At 70.9% G+C, this 17335-nt stretch carries 12 protein-coding genes; 5 read left to right on the top strand and 7 right to left on the bottom strand.

Features of this window, described 5'->3' with window-relative positions; all coding sequences use genetic code 11:
- Positions 1–99: 99 nt before the first annotated feature.
- Complete coding sequence (locus tag ACH4ZX_RS25205; protein ID WP_398276811.1) at positions 100–669, bottom strand: GNAT family N-acetyltransferase; 570 nt, start codon at positions 667–669, stop codon at positions 100–102.
- 278 nt (positions 670–947) lie between these two features.
- On the opposite strand from ACH4ZX_RS25205, the gene secA reads away from it, so the two are divergent.
- Positions 948–3761: a preprotein translocase subunit SecA gene (secA, locus tag ACH4ZX_RS25200; protein ID WP_398276809.1), complete on the top strand. Its 2814-nt coding sequence runs from the start codon at positions 948–950 to the stop codon at positions 3759–3761.
- 147 nt (positions 3762–3908) lie between these two features.
- Here secA and ACH4ZX_RS25195 read toward each other — a convergent pair whose 3' ends face one another.
- Positions 3909–4550 carry an Rv3235 family protein gene (locus ACH4ZX_RS25195; protein WP_398276807.1) on the bottom strand — a complete coding sequence of 214 codons (642 nt, stop codon included), beginning with the start codon at positions 4548–4550 and terminating at the stop codon, positions 3909–3911.
- Between the two features lie 334 nt (positions 4551–4884).
- Here ACH4ZX_RS25195 and ACH4ZX_RS25190 point away from each other — a divergent pair, with 334 nt between their 5' ends.
- Positions 4885–5397, top strand: coding sequence for a DUF6912 family protein (locus tag ACH4ZX_RS25190; RefSeq protein WP_398276805.1), 513 nt, complete (start codon positions 4885–4887; stop codon positions 5395–5397).
- A gap of 42 nt (positions 5398–5439) precedes the next feature.
- Positions 5440–6105 (top strand): HAD family hydrolase, encoded by a 666-nt coding sequence (locus ACH4ZX_RS25185; protein ID WP_398276803.1) that lies wholly within the window; start codon positions 5440–5442, stop codon positions 6103–6105.
- 393 nt (positions 6106–6498) lie between these two features.
- Here ACH4ZX_RS25185 and ACH4ZX_RS25180 read toward each other — a convergent pair whose 3' ends face one another.
- The gene (locus ACH4ZX_RS25180) at positions 6499–7065 is read right to left on the bottom strand and encodes a DJ-1/PfpI family protein (RefSeq protein ID WP_351885949.1); all 567 of its coding nucleotides are present in this window, start codon (positions 7063–7065) and stop codon (positions 6499–6501) included.
- 509 nt (positions 7066–7574) lie between these two features.
- On the opposite strand from ACH4ZX_RS25180, the gene ACH4ZX_RS25175 reads away from it, so the two are divergent.
- Positions 7575–12530 (top strand): NAD-glutamate dehydrogenase, encoded by a 4956-nt coding sequence (locus ACH4ZX_RS25175; protein ID WP_398276801.1) that lies wholly within the window; start codon positions 7575–7577, stop codon positions 12528–12530.
- 75 nt (positions 12531–12605) lie between these two features.
- Here ACH4ZX_RS25175 and ACH4ZX_RS25170 read toward each other — a convergent pair whose 3' ends face one another.
- Positions 12606–13460 (bottom strand): ABC transporter ATP-binding protein, encoded by an 855-nt coding sequence (locus ACH4ZX_RS25170; protein ID WP_398276798.1) that lies wholly within the window; start codon positions 13458–13460, stop codon positions 12606–12608.
- Entirely contained in the window at positions 13453–14367 is a 915-nt protein-coding gene (locus tag ACH4ZX_RS25165; RefSeq protein ID WP_398276795.1) for an ABC transporter permease, read from the bottom strand. Before ACH4ZX_RS25165 ends, ACH4ZX_RS25170 begins: the two co-directional genes overlap by 8 nt.
- 277 nt (positions 14368–14644) lie before the next feature.
- On the opposite strand from ACH4ZX_RS25165, the gene ACH4ZX_RS25160 reads away from it, so the two are divergent.
- A complete protein-coding gene (locus ACH4ZX_RS25160) occupies positions 14645–15271 on the top strand; it encodes a TetR/AcrR family transcriptional regulator (RefSeq protein ID WP_398276792.1) in 627 nt (208 codons plus the stop codon).
- A gap of 164 nt (positions 15272–15435) precedes the next feature.
- Here ACH4ZX_RS25160 and ACH4ZX_RS25155 read toward each other — a convergent pair whose 3' ends face one another.
- The gene (locus ACH4ZX_RS25155) at positions 15436–16098 is read right to left on the bottom strand and encodes a response regulator (protein WP_398276789.1); all 663 of its coding nucleotides are present in this window, start codon (positions 16096–16098) and stop codon (positions 15436–15438) included.
- Positions 16073–17242 carry a sensor histidine kinase gene (locus tag ACH4ZX_RS25150; RefSeq protein ID WP_398276786.1) on the bottom strand — a complete coding sequence of 390 codons (1170 nt, stop codon included), beginning with the start codon at positions 17240–17242 and terminating at the stop codon, positions 16073–16075. Before ACH4ZX_RS25150 ends, ACH4ZX_RS25155 begins: the two co-directional genes overlap by 26 nt.
- Between the last annotated feature and the right edge of the window lie 93 nt (positions 17243–17335).

The following is a 17335-nucleotide window of genomic DNA, read 5'->3' as shown; positions in this document are numbered from 1 at the left end:
ACAGAAGCCTTAGACAAGCCCTATCGTCCCAGGTCAGAAGGCACTTTCGCTTTGCCGCTCATGATCCGGACACGCCCCCAAGTGAAACGCGCAGGCTAGCTAGGACGGCGCCGGAACATAGGGGGCGGTGGACGGCAGGCCCAGGTCCGACGGGAGCAGGGAGCCCACCCAGCAGTCGCGTCGCACCCCCTTGTTGTCGACGGCGGAACGCAGGGTGCCCTCGATGGTGAAGCCCGCGCGCCGCGCCACCGCCAGGGAGGCGGTGTTGCCGACCTCCGCCCGCCATTCCACCCGGTCGACCGACAGGCGGGTGAAGGCCCAGCGGGAGGCGGCGAGGACGGCTTCGGTGACGTAGCCGTTGCCGCGGTGCTCCTTGGCGGCCCAGAAACCGACCTCGCCCACGCCCATGGAGCGCATCGTGATGCCGACCATGCCGGCCAGGGCGCCGTCGGGCAGGAAGGCGCCGAAGGTGAACATGGAGCCGTTCGCCCAGCCGTCGGGTGCCACCTGCCGGGTGAAGCTTCGCGCGTGCTCGGGCAGGTAGGGGGAGGGGACGGTGGTCCAGCGCTGGATGTCCGGGTCCTGCGCCGCGTCGTACACGGCGTCGGCGTCCTGCGGGCCGACGGTGCGCAGGAGGAGTCGGGGCGTCGTGAGCGTCACGGGTTCCATCGGCCGATTCTGCGGCGCGGCCGGCGAGGACGCCATCCATTTCCATCCGTGAGCGGGCGATCACAATTCGCGCAATTCTTCGGCATGGCGCGGCACCATCCGCGAGGCCCGGCCGTTGTCCCCTTTGAAGAAGATTTGAATCAGTGCGTCGAGCGGCGGCCGGTCGTCGTGGTGGCAGGCCTCCCGGCCCGGCCGTGTCCTCGCATACGATGGCCGTTGCTCAGTAAGTCAATGGAAACCGACCGTCCCAGGCCCGACCGGCAAGGAGACCAACCCCCGTGTCCGTCCTCTCGAAGATCATGCGTGCAGGCGAAGGCAAGATCCTGCGCAAGCTGCACCGCATCGCGGACCAGGTCAACTCCATCGAAGAGGACTTCGTCGACCTCTCCGACGCCGAGCTGCGGGCCCTCACCGATGAGTACAAGCAGCGGTACGCCGACGGCGAGAGCCTCGACGACCTGCTGCCCGAGGCGTTCGCCACGGTCCGCGAGGCCGCCAAGCGGGTCCTCGGCCAGCGGCACTACGACGTGCAGCTGATGGGCGGCGCGGCCCTGCACCTCGGCTACGTCGCCGAGATGAAGACCGGTGAGGGCAAGACCCTGGTCGGCACGCTGCCCGCGTATCTGAACGCCCTCTCGGGTGACGGCGTCCACCTCATCACGGTCAACGACTACCTGGCCGAGCGCGACTCCGAGATGATGGGCCGCGTCCACAAGTTCCTGGGCCTGACGGTCGGTTGCATCCTCGCCAACATGACGCCGGCCCAGCGCCGCGAGCAGTACCTGTGCGACATCACCTACGGCACGAACAACGAGTTCGGTTTCGACTACCTGCGTGACAACATGGCGTGGGCCAAGGACGAGCTCGTCCAGCGCGGCCACAACTTCGCCATCGTCGACGAGGTCGACTCCATCCTCGTCGACGAGGCCCGTACGCCGCTGATCATCTCCGGCCCGGCCGACCAGGCCACCAAGTGGTACGGCGACTTCGCCAAGCTGGTCACGCGGCTGAAGAAGGGCGAGGCCGGCAACCCGCTCAAGGGCCTCGAGGAGACCGGCGACTACGACGTCGACGAGAAGAAGCGCACGGTCGCGATCCACGAGTCCGGCGTCAGCAAGGTCGAGGACTGGCTGGGCATCGACAACCTGTACGAGTCGGTGAACACGCCGCTGGTGGGCTACCTGAACAACGCCATCAAGGCCAAGGAACTGTTCAAGAAGGACAAGGACTACGTCGTCATCGACGGCGAGGTCATGATCGTCGACGAGCACACCGGCCGTATCCTCGCCGGCCGCCGTTACAACGAGGGCATGCACCAGGCGATCGAGGCGAAGGAAGGGGTGGACATCAAGGACGAGAACCAGACGCTCGCCACGATCACCCTGCAGAACTTCTTCCGCCTCTACGACAAGCTCTCCGGCATGACCGGTACGGCGATGACCGAGGCCGCCGAGTTCCACCAGATCTACAAGCTCGGCGTGGTCCCGATCCCGACCAACAAGCCGATGATCCGCAAGGACCAGTCGGACCTGATCTACCGCACCGAGGTCGCCAAGTTCGAGGCGGTCGTCGACGACATCGCGGAGAAGCACGAGAAGGGCCAGCCGATCCTCGTCGGCACGACGTCCGTCGAGAAGTCGGAGTACCTCTCGCAGCAGCTCAGCAAGCGCGGCATCCAGCACGAGGTGCTGAACGCCAAGCACCACGAGCGTGAGGCGCAGATCGTGGCGCAGGCCGGCCGCAAGGGCGCCGTGACGGTCGCCACCAACATGGCCGGCCGTGGTACGGACATCAAGCTCGGCGGCAACCCCGAGGACCTCGCCGAGGCGGAGCTGCGCCAGCGCGGCCTCGACCCCGAGGAGCACATCGAGGAGTGGGCCGCGGCGCTGCCGGCCGCCCTGGAGCGCGCCGAGGCGGCCGTCAAGGCCGAGAAGGAAGAGGTCGAGTCGCTCGGCGGTCTGTACGTGCTCGGCACCGAGCGGCACGAGTCGCGCCGTATCGACAACCAGCTGCGCGGTCGTTCCGGCCGTCAGGGCGACCCGGGCGAGTCCCGCTTCTACCTGTCGCTGGGTGACGACCTGATGCGCCTGTTCAAGGCCCAGATGGTTGAGCGCGTGATGTCCATGGCCAACGTGCCGGACGACGTGCCGATCGAGAACAAGATGGTCACGCGCGCGATCGCGTCCGCGCAGTCGCAGGTGGAGCAGCAGAACTTCGAGACCCGTAAGAACGTCCTGAAGTACGACGAGGTCCTCAACCGCCAGCGCGAGGTCATCTACGGCGAGCGGCGCCGCGTCCTGGAGGGCGAGGACCTGCACGAGCAGGTGCAGCACTTCATGGACGACACGATCGACGCCTACATCGCCGCGGAGACCGCCGAGGGCTTCCCGGAGGACTGGGACCTGGACCGGCTGTGGGGCGCGTTCAAGCAGCTCTACCCGGTGAAGGTCACCGTGGAGGAGCTCGAGGAGGCGGCCGGCGACCGGGCGGGCCTGACCGCGGAGTTCATCTCCGAGTCCATCAAGGACGACATCCACGAGCAGTACGAGGCACGCGAGGGGCAGCTCGGCTCCGAGATCATGCGCGAGCTGGAGCGCCGGGTCGTGCTGTCGGTGCTGGACCGCAAGTGGCGCGAGCACCTCTACGAGATGGACTACCTCCAGGAGGGCATCGGCCTGCGCGCGATGGCGCAGAAGGACCCCCTGGTCGAGTACCAGCGCGAGGGCTTCGACATGTTCCAGGCCATGATGGAGGGCATCAAGGAGGAGTCCGTCGGCTACCTGTTCAACCTGGAGGTCCAGGTCGAGCAGCAGGTCGAGGAGGTCCCGGTCGAGGACGCGGCGCCGGTCGACATGCAGAAGCAGGACGCGGTGCCGGCGCAGACCGGCGGGCGCCCGGAGATCCGGGCCAAGGGTCTGGACGCCCCGCAGCGCCGCAACCTGCACTTCTCCGCGCCCACGGTGGACGGCGAGGGCGGCACCATCGAGGGCGACTTCGCCGGCGACGACGAGCCCGTGCGCTCCGAGGCCGACGGCCTCACGCGCGCGGAGCGGCGCAAGCAGGCCCGGGGCGGCCGTCGCCGCAAGAAGTGACGGTTCCCGCGGCGCCGTAGCGGTTCGGAGGGCCGGGTCACCTTTTGGGGTGGCCCGGCCCTTCGGCGTGTGCGGGCAGGGGCACTCGGCGTGTGCCGTCAGCGGTTGTCGGTCAGCCGTCAGCCATCGGCGGTCGGCGGTCAGCGGTCAGCGGTCAGCGGCGGCGGCCCGCGCCGGTCGCGGGCCGCCCATTTCCACCGCCGTGCAGCGCCAGCGCAGGTCGGGACCCTGTTCCAGGCGGAAGGCCAGGGCCCGCAGCTGGTCCCCGGCGCCGATGCGGGCGAAGGCCTCGATGGCGCCCGGGCGGGGCACGAAGTAGCCGATGTCGCGGACGACGGGCCGGGCGCGGCGGGTGCGCAGCGGGCCGCGCTCGGCGAGCCGGGCCAGTTCGTCGTAGGCGCGGCCCGCGGTGTGCCGGAGCATCCAGTGGACCGGCCGCTGTCCGCTCAGGACGGCGAGGAGACGGTCGGCGAAGACGTCCGTGGGGCGGGGCGGGGCCGCCGGTGCGAGGGCCGGGGCCGGGGCCGTACCAGGGGTGCCGGCGCGGGCGCGGGACGCGGTGCCGCCCGTGGTCCTGCCGGGCCCCGGCGCGGGGCGGGCGTCGGCCGGTCCGCCGGCCGCGGCGGGACCGCTGCCGCGCGCTCCGGGCGGGCGGCCGTCCCCGGGCGCGGTGCGGGCCGGACCGCCGCCCGGCGCCCGGGGCGGGGCGCCACCCGGGCGGCGGGAGTCGTGGCGGCCCGGCGGGCGGGCGCCCGGGCGGTGCTGTGCCCTGGTCATGACCTTGTGCATGTGTCTCCCCGTTCCACGGGCCCGGGCGATACCGGGAGGTAACTTGGCGGTGGGGCTCTTGTACGGCTCCGGGGACGGCTGGGGCAAGGAACCCGGACCACGCGTCGAGGCGGCGGGAAAGTTCACCTATCAGGGTGACCGGGGGCTGCCCGGGCCCGTCGCCACGGGGGCGGAGCGGGTGAATTCCGGGACGGGAGTGGACGCCCGTGGGCGGCTGCGGGGGAACTCGAAAGGGGACCGCCGCACGTATCCTGAAGGCCCTCCGGGGACGCGGGTGCGCCCTCGGGGACTCCAGCGGAGCACGAGCCACCGACCACGAAAGAAGCGGCCGCCCATGCGCGTCTACGTCCCTCTCACCCTCCCCGGTCTCGCCGAGGCGTACAGGACGGGCGAGCTGGGGACCGCGCCCCTCGCCGCCTACGCCGTCACGCCGGCGCTGCGTGAGTGGTACCTCTCCGACGACATCGAGGAACTGGAGTACGCGGCGCTGAACCGCGCCGCGCTCGCCTCACTGCGCCTGCTCGCGGCCGAGCCGGCGGCGCCGCGGCGCCGGGTCGTGGTGGCCGTCGACGTGCCCGACGGCACCGCCTCCGCCGACCCCGACCGGGGACTCGACCCGGCGGCGCTCGGCGAGGTGCGGGTCGCCCGCGCCGTTCCGCTGGCGAAGGCGGCGTCGGTGCACGTCGACGCCGACGACGCGGAGACGGACGTGGCCGCCGCGGCCCAGGCGTTGCCGGCGGCGGACGACGGGGACGACGACGCGCAGTTCGTGGTGGACGGGGCCGAGGACCACGAACTGCTGTGGTACGCCACGCAGGAGATCCCCAACCTGGTGGGCCTCGGCTGAGCTCGCCCCTTGACTGTCAGTGGCGGCGGGTAGGTTTTCTGCATGGGGAAGCAGACTGGGGCGCACATCGTCTGGGACTGGAACGGCACGCTGTTCCACGACAACGACGCGATCATCGGCGCGACGAACGCGGCGTTCGCCGAGCTGGGCCTCGAGCCGATCACGATCGAGCAGTACCGCGAGCTGTACTGCGTGCCGGTGCCGAAGTTCTACGAGCGGCTGATGGGGCGGCTGCCGACCGACGCCGAGTGGGAGGTCATGGACGAGGTCTTCCACCGGTACTACGCCGAGCACCGGGTGCGCTGCGGCCTCACCGAGGGCGTGGTGGACCTGCTCACCGGGTGGCGGTCGGCGGGCCGCAGCCAGTCCCTGCTCAGCATGTACGTGCACGACGAACTCGTCCCGCTGGTCAGGGGATTCGGGATCGAGGCGCACTTCATACGGGTGGACGGGCGGACCGGTCCGTCCGGGGGCAGCAAGGCCGAGCACATGGTGCGCCACCTCGCCTCGCTCACCGGTGTGGACCCCGCGCGCACGGTGGTGATCGGGGACGCCGCCGACGACGCGCTGGCCGCGCGGCACGTGGGAGCGCAGGCCGTGCTCTACACCGGCGGCTCGCACGGCCGGACCAGCCTTGAGGCGGCGGGTGCGCCGGTGGTCGACACGCTGGCCGAGGCGGTCGCGGAGGCGGAGCGGCTGGCGGCGTGAGCCCGCCGGCCGCGCAGCGGCGCGGCAGGAACACGGCAGGCCCGCCGGGCGCGCCGTGCCTGGCGGGCCTGCGGCGTCCGGCGAGCCTGCAGCGTCCGGGGTGAGTGCCGCGTCCGGCGGGCCTGCGGCGTCCGGCGTGAGTGCCGCGTCCGGGCGGAGGCGTCGCGTCTCCGACACCCCGCGCCCCGGCACGCGTGCCCGCGCATTCGGCCCGCCGCGCCCCGGCGGCGGACGCGCCGTTCCGGCCACCCCGCACCCGTCGCACGTACACGTACGCACCCACGCACGTACGCACCCACGCACGTACGCACCCACGCACGTACGCACCCACGCACGTACGCACCCACGCACGTACGCCCCGCCGCACCCACGCACGCGCGTGCGGCGGCGGGATCAGGTCACCGGTGCCTTCGCGCGCAGCACCGTGAGGAACTCCCGCATCCAGGCGGAGTGGTCCGGCCACGCACGCGAGGAGACCAGCGTGCCGTCGACGACCGCCTCGGCGTCCTGGAAGGAGGCACCGGCGGCCTGCATGTCCGGCTCCAGCGCGGGGTACGCCGTGACGCGCCGGCCCCGCAGGCCGTCCACCGCCGCGGTCAGCAGGGGACCGTGGCAGATCTGCGCGACGGGCTTGTCCGCGTCGAAGAACGACTTGAGGATCTTGCGCAGTTCGGGATCGTTGCGCAGGTACTCCGGAGCCCGCCCGCCCGGGATGACCAGGGCCGCGTACTGGCCGGGCTCGACGTCGGCGAAGGCGAGGTCGGCGGGCCAGGTGTACCCGGGCTTCTCGGTGTAGGTGTCGAAGCCGGGCTCGAAGTCGTGGACGACGAACTGCAGCTTCTTGCGGGTGGGGGCCGCGATGTGGACCTCGTAGCCCTCCTCGCGCAGCCGCTGGTAGGGGTACAGGACTTCCAGGGACTCCGCCGCGTCTCCGGTGACGATCAGGATTTTGGCTGTCATGTCGGCAACCTGCCCCCGACGGGCACGATTGCCAAGGGGGCACGCATGATTGCGTGGAATACGCCGTCTCGGCCGCCTTCGCCCTGTGCAGAACGTCAAACTTCCACCCCAGGTTTTGTACACATACGGCTCATGACGACCCCCCTGTGATGAGCGATAGCCTGGTGGCGTGATCAGCGCGATAGCTCGCGGGGGCAACGTCGCCCCTGCCCTGCGCCCGGTGCCCACGGACGACATCCGTGGCCGGGCGGCGCCCGCTGGTCCGCGCGGGCGGGACGGGGGTGCGACGGTCCCCAGGGCGCCGCGCACATCCCGGGAAGCGACGCGGCAGAGAGCAGCGTCACACCCGTCGGGAACCTCAACATTGACTCATATCCCCCCGCTCATCTCACCTTGCGGCATAGCGTCGGAGCAGACCGGACACCCCGCGTCGCGGCGTCACGTCACTTGGGAAGAGACCGTACTTCCTTCTACGTCACGCAACGGCGCGCGACAGGAGCCAGAGGACAATGCAGACCAAGCTGGACGAAGCAAAGGCCGAGCTGCTGGAGAGGGCCGCTCGGGTAGCTGAGAACAGCCCGGTCGGGGGGCACCTACCGACCGGGACGACGGAACAGGGCGCTCCGGGCACCCCGGACAGTGAGACCGTGCTCGCGTTCCTCCAGCGCTACTACCTGCACACCGCCCCGGAGGACCTCGCCGACCGTGACCCGGTCGACGTCTTCGGGGCCGCCTTCTCGCACTACCGGCTGGCCGAGAACCGCCCCCAGGGCACGGCCAGCGTGCGGGTGCACACCCCGACCGTCGAGGAGAACGGCTGGACCTGCAGCCACTCCGTCGTCGAGGTGGTCACCGACGACATGCCCTTCCTCGTCGACTCCGTCACCAACGAGCTCACCCGGCAGAACCGCGGCATCCACGTGGTGATCCACCCGCAGTTCGTCGTCCGCCGCGACGTCACCGGCAAGCTCATCGAGGTGCTCACCACGCCGCCGAAGGAGCCCCTGCCGCACGACGCGCACACCGAGTCCTGGATCCACGTCGAGATCGACCGCGAGACCGACCGCTCCGACCTCAAGCAGATCACCGCCGACCTGCTGCGCGTGCTGTCCGACGTCCGTGAGGCCGTCGAGGACTGGGAGAAGATGCGGGACTGCGCGATCCGCATCGCCGACGGGATGCCGGACGAGCCGGTCCCCGGCGACCTGCCCGCATCGCAGGTCGAGGAGGCCCGCGAGCTGCTGCGCTGGCTGGCCACCGACCACTTCACCTTCCTCGGCTACCGCGAGTACCAGCTGCGCGAGGACGACTCGCTGGCCGCCGTGCCCGGCACCGGACTCGGCATACTGCGATCCGACCCGCACCACTCCGGCGACGACGAGCACCCGGTCAGCCCGTCCTTCGAGCGGCTGCCCGCCGACGCGCGCGCCAAGGCCCGCGAGCACAAGCTGCTGGTCCTCACCAAGGCCAACAGCCGCGCCACCGTGCACCGGCCGTCGTACCTGGACTACATCGGCGTCAAGAAGTTCGACGCGGACGGCAACGTGATCGGCGAGCGCCGCTTCCTGGGACTGTTCTCCTCCGCCGCGTACACGGAGTCGGTGCGCCGGGTCCCGGTCATCCGCCGCAAGGTCGAGGATGTCCTGCAGCGCGCCGGTTTCTCGCCCAACAGCCATGACGGCCGCGACCTGCTGCAGATCCTGGAGACGTACCCGCGCGACGAGCTGTTCCAGACCCCGGCCGACGAGCTGCAGGCCATCGTCACCTCCGTGCTGTACCTGCAGGAGCGCCGGCGGCTGCGCCTGTACCTGCGCCAGGACGAGTACGGCCGCTACTACTCCGCCCTCGTCTACCTCCCCCGCGACCGCTACACCACCGGCGTGCGCCTGCGCATCATCGACATCCTCAAGGAGGAGCTGGGCGGCATCAGCGTCGACTTCACCGCCTGGAACACCGAGTCGATCCTGTCCCGGCTGCACTTCGTCGTCCGCGTCCCGCCGGGCACCGAGCTGCCGGAGCTGTCCGACGCCGACCGGGAGCGCATCGAGGCCCGCCTGGTCGAGGCCGCCCGCTCCTGGGCCGACGGCTTCGCCGAGGCGCTCACCGCCGAGCTGGGCGAGGAGCGGGCGGCCGAGCTGCTGCGCCGCTACCACAACGCCTTCCCCGAGGGCTACAAGGCCGACCACACCCCGCGCGCCGCGGTCGCCGACCTGGTCAACATCGAGCAGCTCAGCGACTCGCACGACAAGGGCGGCAAGGACTTCGCGCTCAGCCTCTACGAGCCGGTGGGCGCCGCCCCCGACGAGCGCCGGTTCAAGATCTACCGCAAGGGCGGCGCCATCTCCCTGTCCGCCGTGCTGCCGGTGCTCAGCCAGCTCGGCGTCGAGGTGATCGACGAGCGGCCGTACGAACTGCGCTGCTCCGACCGGAGTGTCGCGTGGATCTACGACTTCGGCCTGCGCATGCCCAAGGCACAGGCCGGCGGCGGCGACTACCTCGGCGACGACGCCCGCGGGCGCTTCCAGGAGGCCTTCGCCGCCGCCTGGACCGGCCGGGCGGAGAACGACGGCTTCAACGCCCTCGTGCTGAGCGCCGGCCTGACCTGGCGGCAGGCGATGGTGCTGCGGGCGTACGCGAAGTACCTGCGGCAGGCCGGTTCCACCTTCAGCCAGGACTACATGGAGGACACCCTCCGCAACAACGTCCACACCACCCGGCTGCTGGTCTCCCTGTTCGAGGCGCGGATGTCGCCGGACCGGCAGCGCGCCGGGCTCGAGATCGTCGACGCCCTCCTGGAGGAGGTCGATGCCGCCCTCGACCAGGTCGCCAGCCTCGACGAGGACCGCATCCTGCGGTCCTTCCTGACCGTCATCAAGGCGACCCTCAGGACGAACTTCTTCCAGCAGGCGACCGGCGGCAAGCCGCACGACTACGTCTCCATGAAGTTCGACCCGCAGGCGATCCCCGACCTGCCGGCACCGCGCCCGGCGTTCGAGATCTGGGTGTACTCGCCGCGCGTCGAGGGCGTTCACCTGCGCTTCGGCAAGGTCGCCCGAGGCGGTCTGCGCTGGTCCGACCGGCGTGAGGACTTCCGCACCGAGATCCTCGGCCTGGTCAAGGCGCAGATGGTGAAGAACACCGTCATCGTGCCCGTCGGCGCCAAGGGCGGCTTCGTCGCCAAGCAGCTGCCCGACCCGGGCGTCGACCGGGACGCGTGGCTGGCCGAGGGCATCGCCAGCTACAAGACCTTCATCTCGGCGCTGCTCGACATCACCGACAACATGGTCGCCGGAGAGGTGGTCCCGCCGCAGGACGTCGTCCGGCACGACGAGGACGACACCTACCTGGTGGTCGCGGCGGACAAGGGCACCGCGACGTTCTCGGACATCGCCAACGAGGTCGCGCAGTCGTACGACTTCTGGCTCGGCGACGCCTTCGCCTCCGGCGGCTCCGCGGGCTATGACCACAAGGGCATGGGCATCACGGCCCGCGGCGCCTGGGAGTCGGTCAAGCGGCACTTCCGCGAGCTCGGCGTCGACACGCAGACCGAGGACTTCACGGTCGTCGGCATCGGCGACATGTCCGGCGACGTGTTCGGCAACGGCATGCTGCTGAGCGAGCACATCCGCCTGGTGGCCGCCTTCGACCACCGGCACATCTTCATCGACCCCGAGCCGGACGCGGCCACCTCCTACGCCGAACGCCGCCGCCTCTTCGAGCTGCCGCGCTCCAGCTGGGCCGACTACGACACCGCGCTCATCTCCGCCGGCGGCGGCGTGTTCCCGCGCACCGCCAAGGCCATCCCGATCGGCGGCCACATCCGCGAGGCCCTCGGCATCGAGGGCAAGGTCACCAAGATGACCCCGGCCGACCTGATGAAGGCCATCCTCAAGGCGCCGGTGGACCTGCTGTGGAACGGCGGCATCGGCACGTACGTCAAGGCGTCCACCGAGACCCACGCCGACGTCGGCGACAAGGCCAACGACGCGATCCGGGTGGACGGCGCCGACCTCCAGGTCAAGGTCGTCGGCGAGGGCGGCAACCTGGGCCTGACCCAGCTCGGCCGGATCGAGTTCGCCCTGCACGGCGGCAAGATCAACACCGACGCCATCGACAACAGCGCGGGCGTGGACACCTCCGACCACGAGGTGAACATCAAGATCCTGCTCAACGGCCTGGTCACGGACGGCGACATGACCGTCAAGCAGCGCAACAAGCTGCTCGCCCAGATGACCGACGAGGTCGGCGGCCTGGTCCTGCGCAACAACTACGCGCAGAACACGGCCATCGCCAACGCGCTCGCCCAGTCCAAGGACATGCTCCACGCCCAGCAGCGCTTCATGCGGCACCTGGTGCGCGAGGGTCACCTCGACCGGGCGCTGGAGTTCCTGCCGACCGACCGGCAGATCCGTGAACGCCTCGGCTCGGGGCAGGGCCTGACCGGTCCGGAGACCGCCGTGCTGCTGGCGTACACGAAGATCACGGTCGCCGAGGAGCTGCTGCACACCTCGCTGCCGGACGACCCCTACCTGCGCGGGCTGCTGCACGCCTACTTCCCGACCGCGCTGCGCGAGCAGTTCACCGACCGCATCGACGGTCACCCGCTGCGCCGCGAGATCACCACCACCGTGCTGGTCAACGACACGGTCAACACGGGCGGTACGACGTATCTGCACCGGCTGCGCGAGGAGACCGGGGCCTCCCTGGAGGAGATCGTCCGGGCGCAGACCGTGGCCCGCGCGATCTTCCGCTCGGCGCCGGTGTGGGACGCGGTGGAGTCCCTGGACAACCGGGTCGAGGCGGACGTCCAGACCCGTATCCGCCTGCACTCGCGCCGTCTGGTCGAGCGCGGCACGCGCTGGCTGCTGAACAACCGGCCGCAGCCGCTGCAGCTCGCCGAGACGGTCGACTTCTTCGCCGAGCGCGTCGAGCAGGTGTGGCAGCAGCTGCCGAAGCTGCTGCGCGGCGTGGACCTGGACTGGTGGCAGCAGATCTACGACGAGCTGACCGGCGCCGGCGTCCCGGACGAACTGGCCACCCGCGTGGCCGGGTTCTCCTCCGCCTTCCCGGCGCTCGACATCGTCTCGGTGGCCGACCGCATGGGCAAGGAGCCGCTGGACGTCGCCGACGTGTACTACGACCTCGCCGACCGTCTGCACATCACCCGGCTGATGGACCGCATCATCGAGCTGCCGCGCGCCGACCGCTGGCAGTCCATGGCCCGCGCGTCCATCCGTGAGGACCTGTACGCGGCCCACGCGTCGCTGACCGCGGACGTGCTCGCCGTCGGCAACGGCACCTCGACTCCCGAGCAGCGCTTCGTGGCCTGGGAGGAGAAGAACGCGGCGATCCTGGGACGGGCGCGCGCCACGCTGGAGGAGATCCGCGGCTCGGAGACGTTCGACCTCGCCAACCTGTCGGTGGCGATGCGCACGATGCGGACCCTGCTGCGCACGCACTCGTAGGCGGCGCACACGCCGAAGCGCCCCCGGACCGCGGTGTCACAGCGGTCCGGGGGCGCTTCGGCGTGCCGGGGCAGGTCAGGCCGGCACGGTGGTCTGCGGCGCCTTCGGCCTGGGCTTGGCCTTCTTCGCCGCCGTCCTGTCGCTCTTGTCGCCGGTGAAGGCCTCGTACTCCTTCATGACGTCCTCGGTCGGGCCGTCCATGCGCAGCTCGCCGCGCTCCAGCCACAGCACGCGGTCGCAGGTGTCGCGGATGGACTTGTTGTTGTGGCTGACCAGGAAGACGGTGCCCGCCTGCTCGCGCAGCGCGCGGATCCGCGCCTCGGAACGCTTGCGGAAGGCCGCGTCGCCGGTGGCCAGGGCCTCGTCGATGAGCAGCACGTCGTGGTCCTTGGCGGCGGCGATGGAGAAGCGCAGCCGGGCCGCCATGCCGGAGGAGTAGGTGCGCATCGGCAGGGTGATGAAGTCGCCCTTGTCGTTGATGCCGGAGAAGTCGACGATCTCCTGGTAGCGCTCCTTGACCTGCTCGCGGGACATGCCCATGGCGAGACCGCCGAGGAAGACGTTGCGCTCGCCGGTCAGGTCGTTCATCAGCGCCGCGTTGACGCCGAGGAGGGAGGGCTGGCCGTCGGTGAAGATGCGGCCGTTCTCCACCGGGAGCAGGCCGGCGACGGCCTTGAGCAGGGTCGACTTGCCGGAGCCGTTGGTGCCGATCAGGCCGATCGCCTCGCCGCGGTAGGCGACGAAGGACACGTTCTTGACCGCGTGCACCTTGCGCACGCCGGACGCCTTCTCGGTCTGCTTGCGGCGCAGCATGCGGTTGAGGGCGGCGGTCGCGGAGCCGCGTCCGGCGCCGGTGCCGTTGACGCGGTAGACGATGTCGACGCCGTCGGCCACGACGGTGGGGACGGTCTTGACGAGGTGCTCAGCCACGGCCGTAGGTCTCCTCAGCCTTCCAGAAGTAGATGAAGCCGCCGACCCCGGCGAGCAGGGCCCAGCCCAGCGCGATCAGCCACACGTGCGGCGGCAGCTGGCCGGCGTGGAAGCTGTCGATCAGGGCGAAGCGCATCAGGTCGATGTAGACGGCGGCCGGGTTGGCCTGCAGCGCGACGGTCACCGCGTGCGGCATGTGGTCGCGGCTGGTCAGCTTGTCGATGCTCCACATGACGCCCGAGACGTACATCCAGGTGCGCAGGACGAACGGCATCAGCTGCGCGATGTCCGGAGTCTTCGCCCCCATCCGGGCCATGATCATCGCCATACCGGCGTTGAACGTGAACTGCAGCAGCAGCGCCGGGACCGCGAGCACCCAGGAGGCGGCGACCGGCACGCCGAAGAACAGCAGGATGACCACCAGGGCGCACATCGAGAACAGCAGCTGCTGGAGCTGCTGCAGGCAGAAGGAGATCGGCAGCGCGGCCCGCGGGAAGTGCAGCGCGCGGACGAGGCCGAGGTTGCCGGAGATCGCGCGGGTGCCCGACAGGATCGAGCTCTGCGTGAAGGTCCAGACGAACACGCCGGTCACCAGGAACGGGACGTAGTCCGGCACGCCCCGCTTCGTGCCCAGCAGGATGCCGAAGATCAGGTAGTAGACCGCCGCGTTCAGCAGCGGGGTCATCACCTGCCAGACCTGGCCCAGCTTCGCCTGGCTGTACTGGGAGGTGAGCTTGGCGGTCGAGAAGGCGGCGATGAAGTGGCGCCGGGCCCACAGCCGGCGGACGTAGTCGGGCAGCGAGGGGCGGGCGCCGCTGACCGAGAGGCCGTGGCGGGCGGCGAGGGCCGCGAGGTCGCCGTCGGCGGGGGCCGACGTCGGGGGCGGTGTGTGGAGGACCTGGCTCACATCCGCTGCTTTCGCTCGGGGGGAGGGGGGTTGCGCCGGGGGTTGCCGTGCGGTGGTGCCGCGGACGCCGTGTCCCGTCACCCGGCGTTTCCTTACGCTTCTCTTCACGTTCTCTTACGTCGGGACGGGACCGTATCGTCGCAACGTGAGCGTAGGCCGAGTGGGCGTCGGGACGCAACCGTTTCGTCGTCACGTCCTACGTGAGGACGGGTACGTATCGTCGTGACGTGGTGCGTGGGGACGGGACCGTATCGTCGCAACGCCCTATGCTGGTCGCATGACGACGAACGCCGACGAACCCCGGACGGGGACGCGCCGCCGGGCCCCCGCCGGAGCGGCCGTGCTCCGGGAGGACGTGACGGAAGCCATCCGGGCGGCCGTCTTCGAGGAGCTCGCGGCCGTCGGCTACGCGCGGATGTCCATCGAGGGGATCGCGCGCCGCGCGGGCGTCGGCAAGACGGCCGTGTACCGCCGCTGGCGCTCCAAGCTGCACCTGGTGCTCGACGTCGTCTCGGCGCTCGCGGTGCAGGGACTGCCGGTGCCCGACACCGGCACCCTGGAGGGCGACCTGCGCCTGCTGTACGAGGTCACCTCCCGCGCCCTGCGCCACCCCGTGGCCTCGCAGATCATCCCCGACCTCCAGGCGGAGGCGGCCCGCAACCCCGACATCGCCGAGGCGATGCAGAAGGCGCTGCGCGAGGGGCAGGAGGGCGTCGCCAGCAAGATCGTCCTGGCGGCGGAGCGGCGGGGCGAGATGTGCCCGGACTTCGACGAGGACCTGGCGCTCGACCTGATCTCGGGCCCCCTCTACTGGCGCTCGGTGGTCATCCGCGGCCCCAGACTGCCGAAGGGATACCTGGACGCCCTCGCCCGAGCCACCGCGCAGGCCCTCAAGGCCCTGTGAGCGGCGGGCTGTGCGGGGCCGCCGGCTGACCCCTGGGGCGCGTATCGAGTCGTGATCACCGGTACGTCACGCTCTGGGGCAGGTGCAGCACGTGGAGCCGACGTGAGCCGACCGGTGCACTGATGTCCGGGCGGGGACTCATGGGACATGGCCCGGCACCCGGCTCAGGTTCCGGGGAGGATACGGCGCGTTTCGTAGGCCCACATTGCGATCTCGACCCGGTTGCGGGCGCCGAGTTTGGCCATCAGGCTTGCCAGATGCGTCTTCACCGTGCTGAGGCTGATGTGCAGTGCATCGGCGATCTCGGTGTTGGTCAGCCCGCGGGCGACGGCGAGGAGCACCTGCTCCTCGCGGGCGGTGACGGGGGAGACCGGCTGGGCCGCGGGCCGGCCGGCGGGCAGGTCCGAGAAAACCTGGAGCAGACGGACGGTGACGCTGGGCGCGATGAGCGCCTCACCGTCGGACGCCGACCGTACGGCCTGCGCCAGAAGGTCCGGTCCCGTGTCCTTGAGGAGGAACCCTCGGGCGCCGGCACGCAGTGAGCCGTAGACGTACTCGTCGAGGTCGAACGTGGTGATGACGACCACGGCCAGCGGGTCGGCGACGCCCGGGCCGGCGATCAGCCGGGTGGCCTCGAGCCCGTCGAGTACGGGCATGCGGATGTCGAACAGGCAGACATCGGGGCGGATTTCGCGGGCCAGGCGTACCGCCTCATGTCCGTCGGCGGCCTCGCCGACCACCTCGATGCCGGGCTGGGCGTTCAGCATGATGCGCAGCCCGGTGCGGATGATGGTCTGGTCGTCAGCGACGAGGACGCGAATGGCCATCGCTCTGCCTCCTCGCTCTCGGCAGCTCGGCTTCGACATGCCAGCCCTCGTTGGCGCCTGGGCCGGCTTGCAGTGTGCCGCCGAGCAGAGCCGCGCGCTCACGCAGTCCGGCAAGTCCGTATCCGTCGCGAACTCGGCCGGTGCGTTGACCGTTGTCGCGCACACTCACCCGTACCGTGCGCCGTTCCGCGGTCACCCGGACGACGACCTCGGTGGCGCAGACCGCATGGCGCATCGCGTTGGTCACCGACTCCTGCACGATGCGGTAGACGGCCGCGTCCACGGCCGGGGGCAGCGAGTCCAGCTCGCCGTCGAGCCCCAGGTCGACCCTGAGACGACCACCCGGCGCGCGCACCAGGCGCTCCAGGTCCGCCACGCCGGCAGGTGGCGCCAGCTCGGCGCCGACCCCGCGGTCGCGCAGCGCGGCGACCATGGCTCGCATTTCCTCGAGCGTGCGCGCCCCTTCCTCCTCGACCCCCTCCAGCGCCTCGACGGCGGTGGACGGGTCGGTGCCCGCGAGCACGCGGCCCGCCTGGGCGCGGATCACTATGGCCGAGACGTGGTGGGCCACCGTGTCGTGCAGTTCCCGGGCGAGCTGCTCACGCTCGCGGGAGCGTACCTGCTCCCACTCCCGCTCGCGAGCGGCCACCCGGAACCGCACGGCAGCCCCGATCAGGCCGGGCAGCATCAGGAAGACAAGGCCCGCGAACCGTTCGACGGCCGGGGTCTCGTCCGTGACGCACAGTGCGAAGGCCGCGAGGATCACCGCGCTGCCCAGTACGATCTCCCGTCCCGATCCCCACCGGGGCAGCGCGTACACCAGCACGAGCACGACGGCGCCGGTGTGCAGGCCGACGGGCTCGCGCGGCGCGGCGACAAGCGAGGCCACCTGGAGCAGGAGCACCGAGCCGAACCCCAGCGTGACCATCGCCAGCGGGCGGGTCCGGCGCCACAGGGGCAGCAGGCACAGCCATACCGTGAACACCACCGCCACCGGCCGCCACACGACGTCCTCGCGCAGCGTGGCCTCCAGCACCACAGCGCCCAGGCCCGCGGCGAGCAGCACCCAGTCCCTCCGCACCCGGGCGGGTGCGTCGGGCGGCCGGGGCTCGGTCCACAGGGTTCGCAGGTCGTCTCGCAGCACGGTTCCCAGCCTAGGGACCGCGCAGTGCCGCGCATCGGCCGAAAGGACGGGGCGTCACTCCGACTTGAGGCCGACGGATCCGCGGCCCGCGAG

The sequence above is a fragment of the Streptomyces sp. NPDC020490 genome (genome assembly GCF_044335305.1).
Taxonomy (GTDB): Bacteria; Actinomycetota; Actinomycetes; order Streptomycetales; family Streptomycetaceae; genus Streptomyces.
The sequence above is the reverse complement of the archived record's forward strand: the minus strand, read 5'-3'. Positions and strand labels throughout refer to the sequence as shown.

What these genes read in the sequence shown, in the direction of transcription:
- ACH4ZX_RS25155 (WP_398276789.1), bottom strand. Translation starts at nt 16,098, where the DNA reads ATGGCCATTCGCGTCCTCGTCGCTGACGACCAGACCATCATCCGCACC.
- ACH4ZX_RS25185 (WP_398276803.1), top strand. Translation starts at nt 5,440, where the DNA reads ATGGGGAAGCAGACTGGGGCGCACATCGTCTGGGACTGGAACGGCACG.
- ACH4ZX_RS25195 (WP_398276807.1), bottom strand. Translation starts at nt 4,550, where the DNA reads ATGCACAAGGTCATGACCAGGGCACAGCACCGCCCGGGCGCCCGCCCG.
- ACH4ZX_RS25190 (WP_398276805.1), top strand. Translation starts at nt 4,885, where the DNA reads ATGCGCGTCTACGTCCCTCTCACCCTCCCCGGTCTCGCCGAGGCGTAC.
- ACH4ZX_RS25180 (WP_351885949.1), bottom strand. Translation starts at nt 7,065, where the DNA reads ATGACAGCCAAAATCCTGATCGTCACCGGAGACGCGGCGGAGTCCCTG.
- ACH4ZX_RS25175 (WP_398276801.1), top strand. Translation starts at nt 7,575, where the DNA reads ATGCAGACCAAGCTGGACGAAGCAAAGGCCGAGCTGCTGGAGAGGGCC.
- ACH4ZX_RS25160 (WP_398276792.1), top strand. Translation starts at nt 14,645, where the DNA reads ATGACGACGAACGCCGACGAACCCCGGACGGGGACGCGCCGCCGGGCC.
- ACH4ZX_RS25205 (WP_398276811.1), bottom strand. Translation starts at nt 669, where the DNA reads ATGGAACCCGTGACGCTCACGACGCCCCGACTCCTCCTGCGCACCGTC.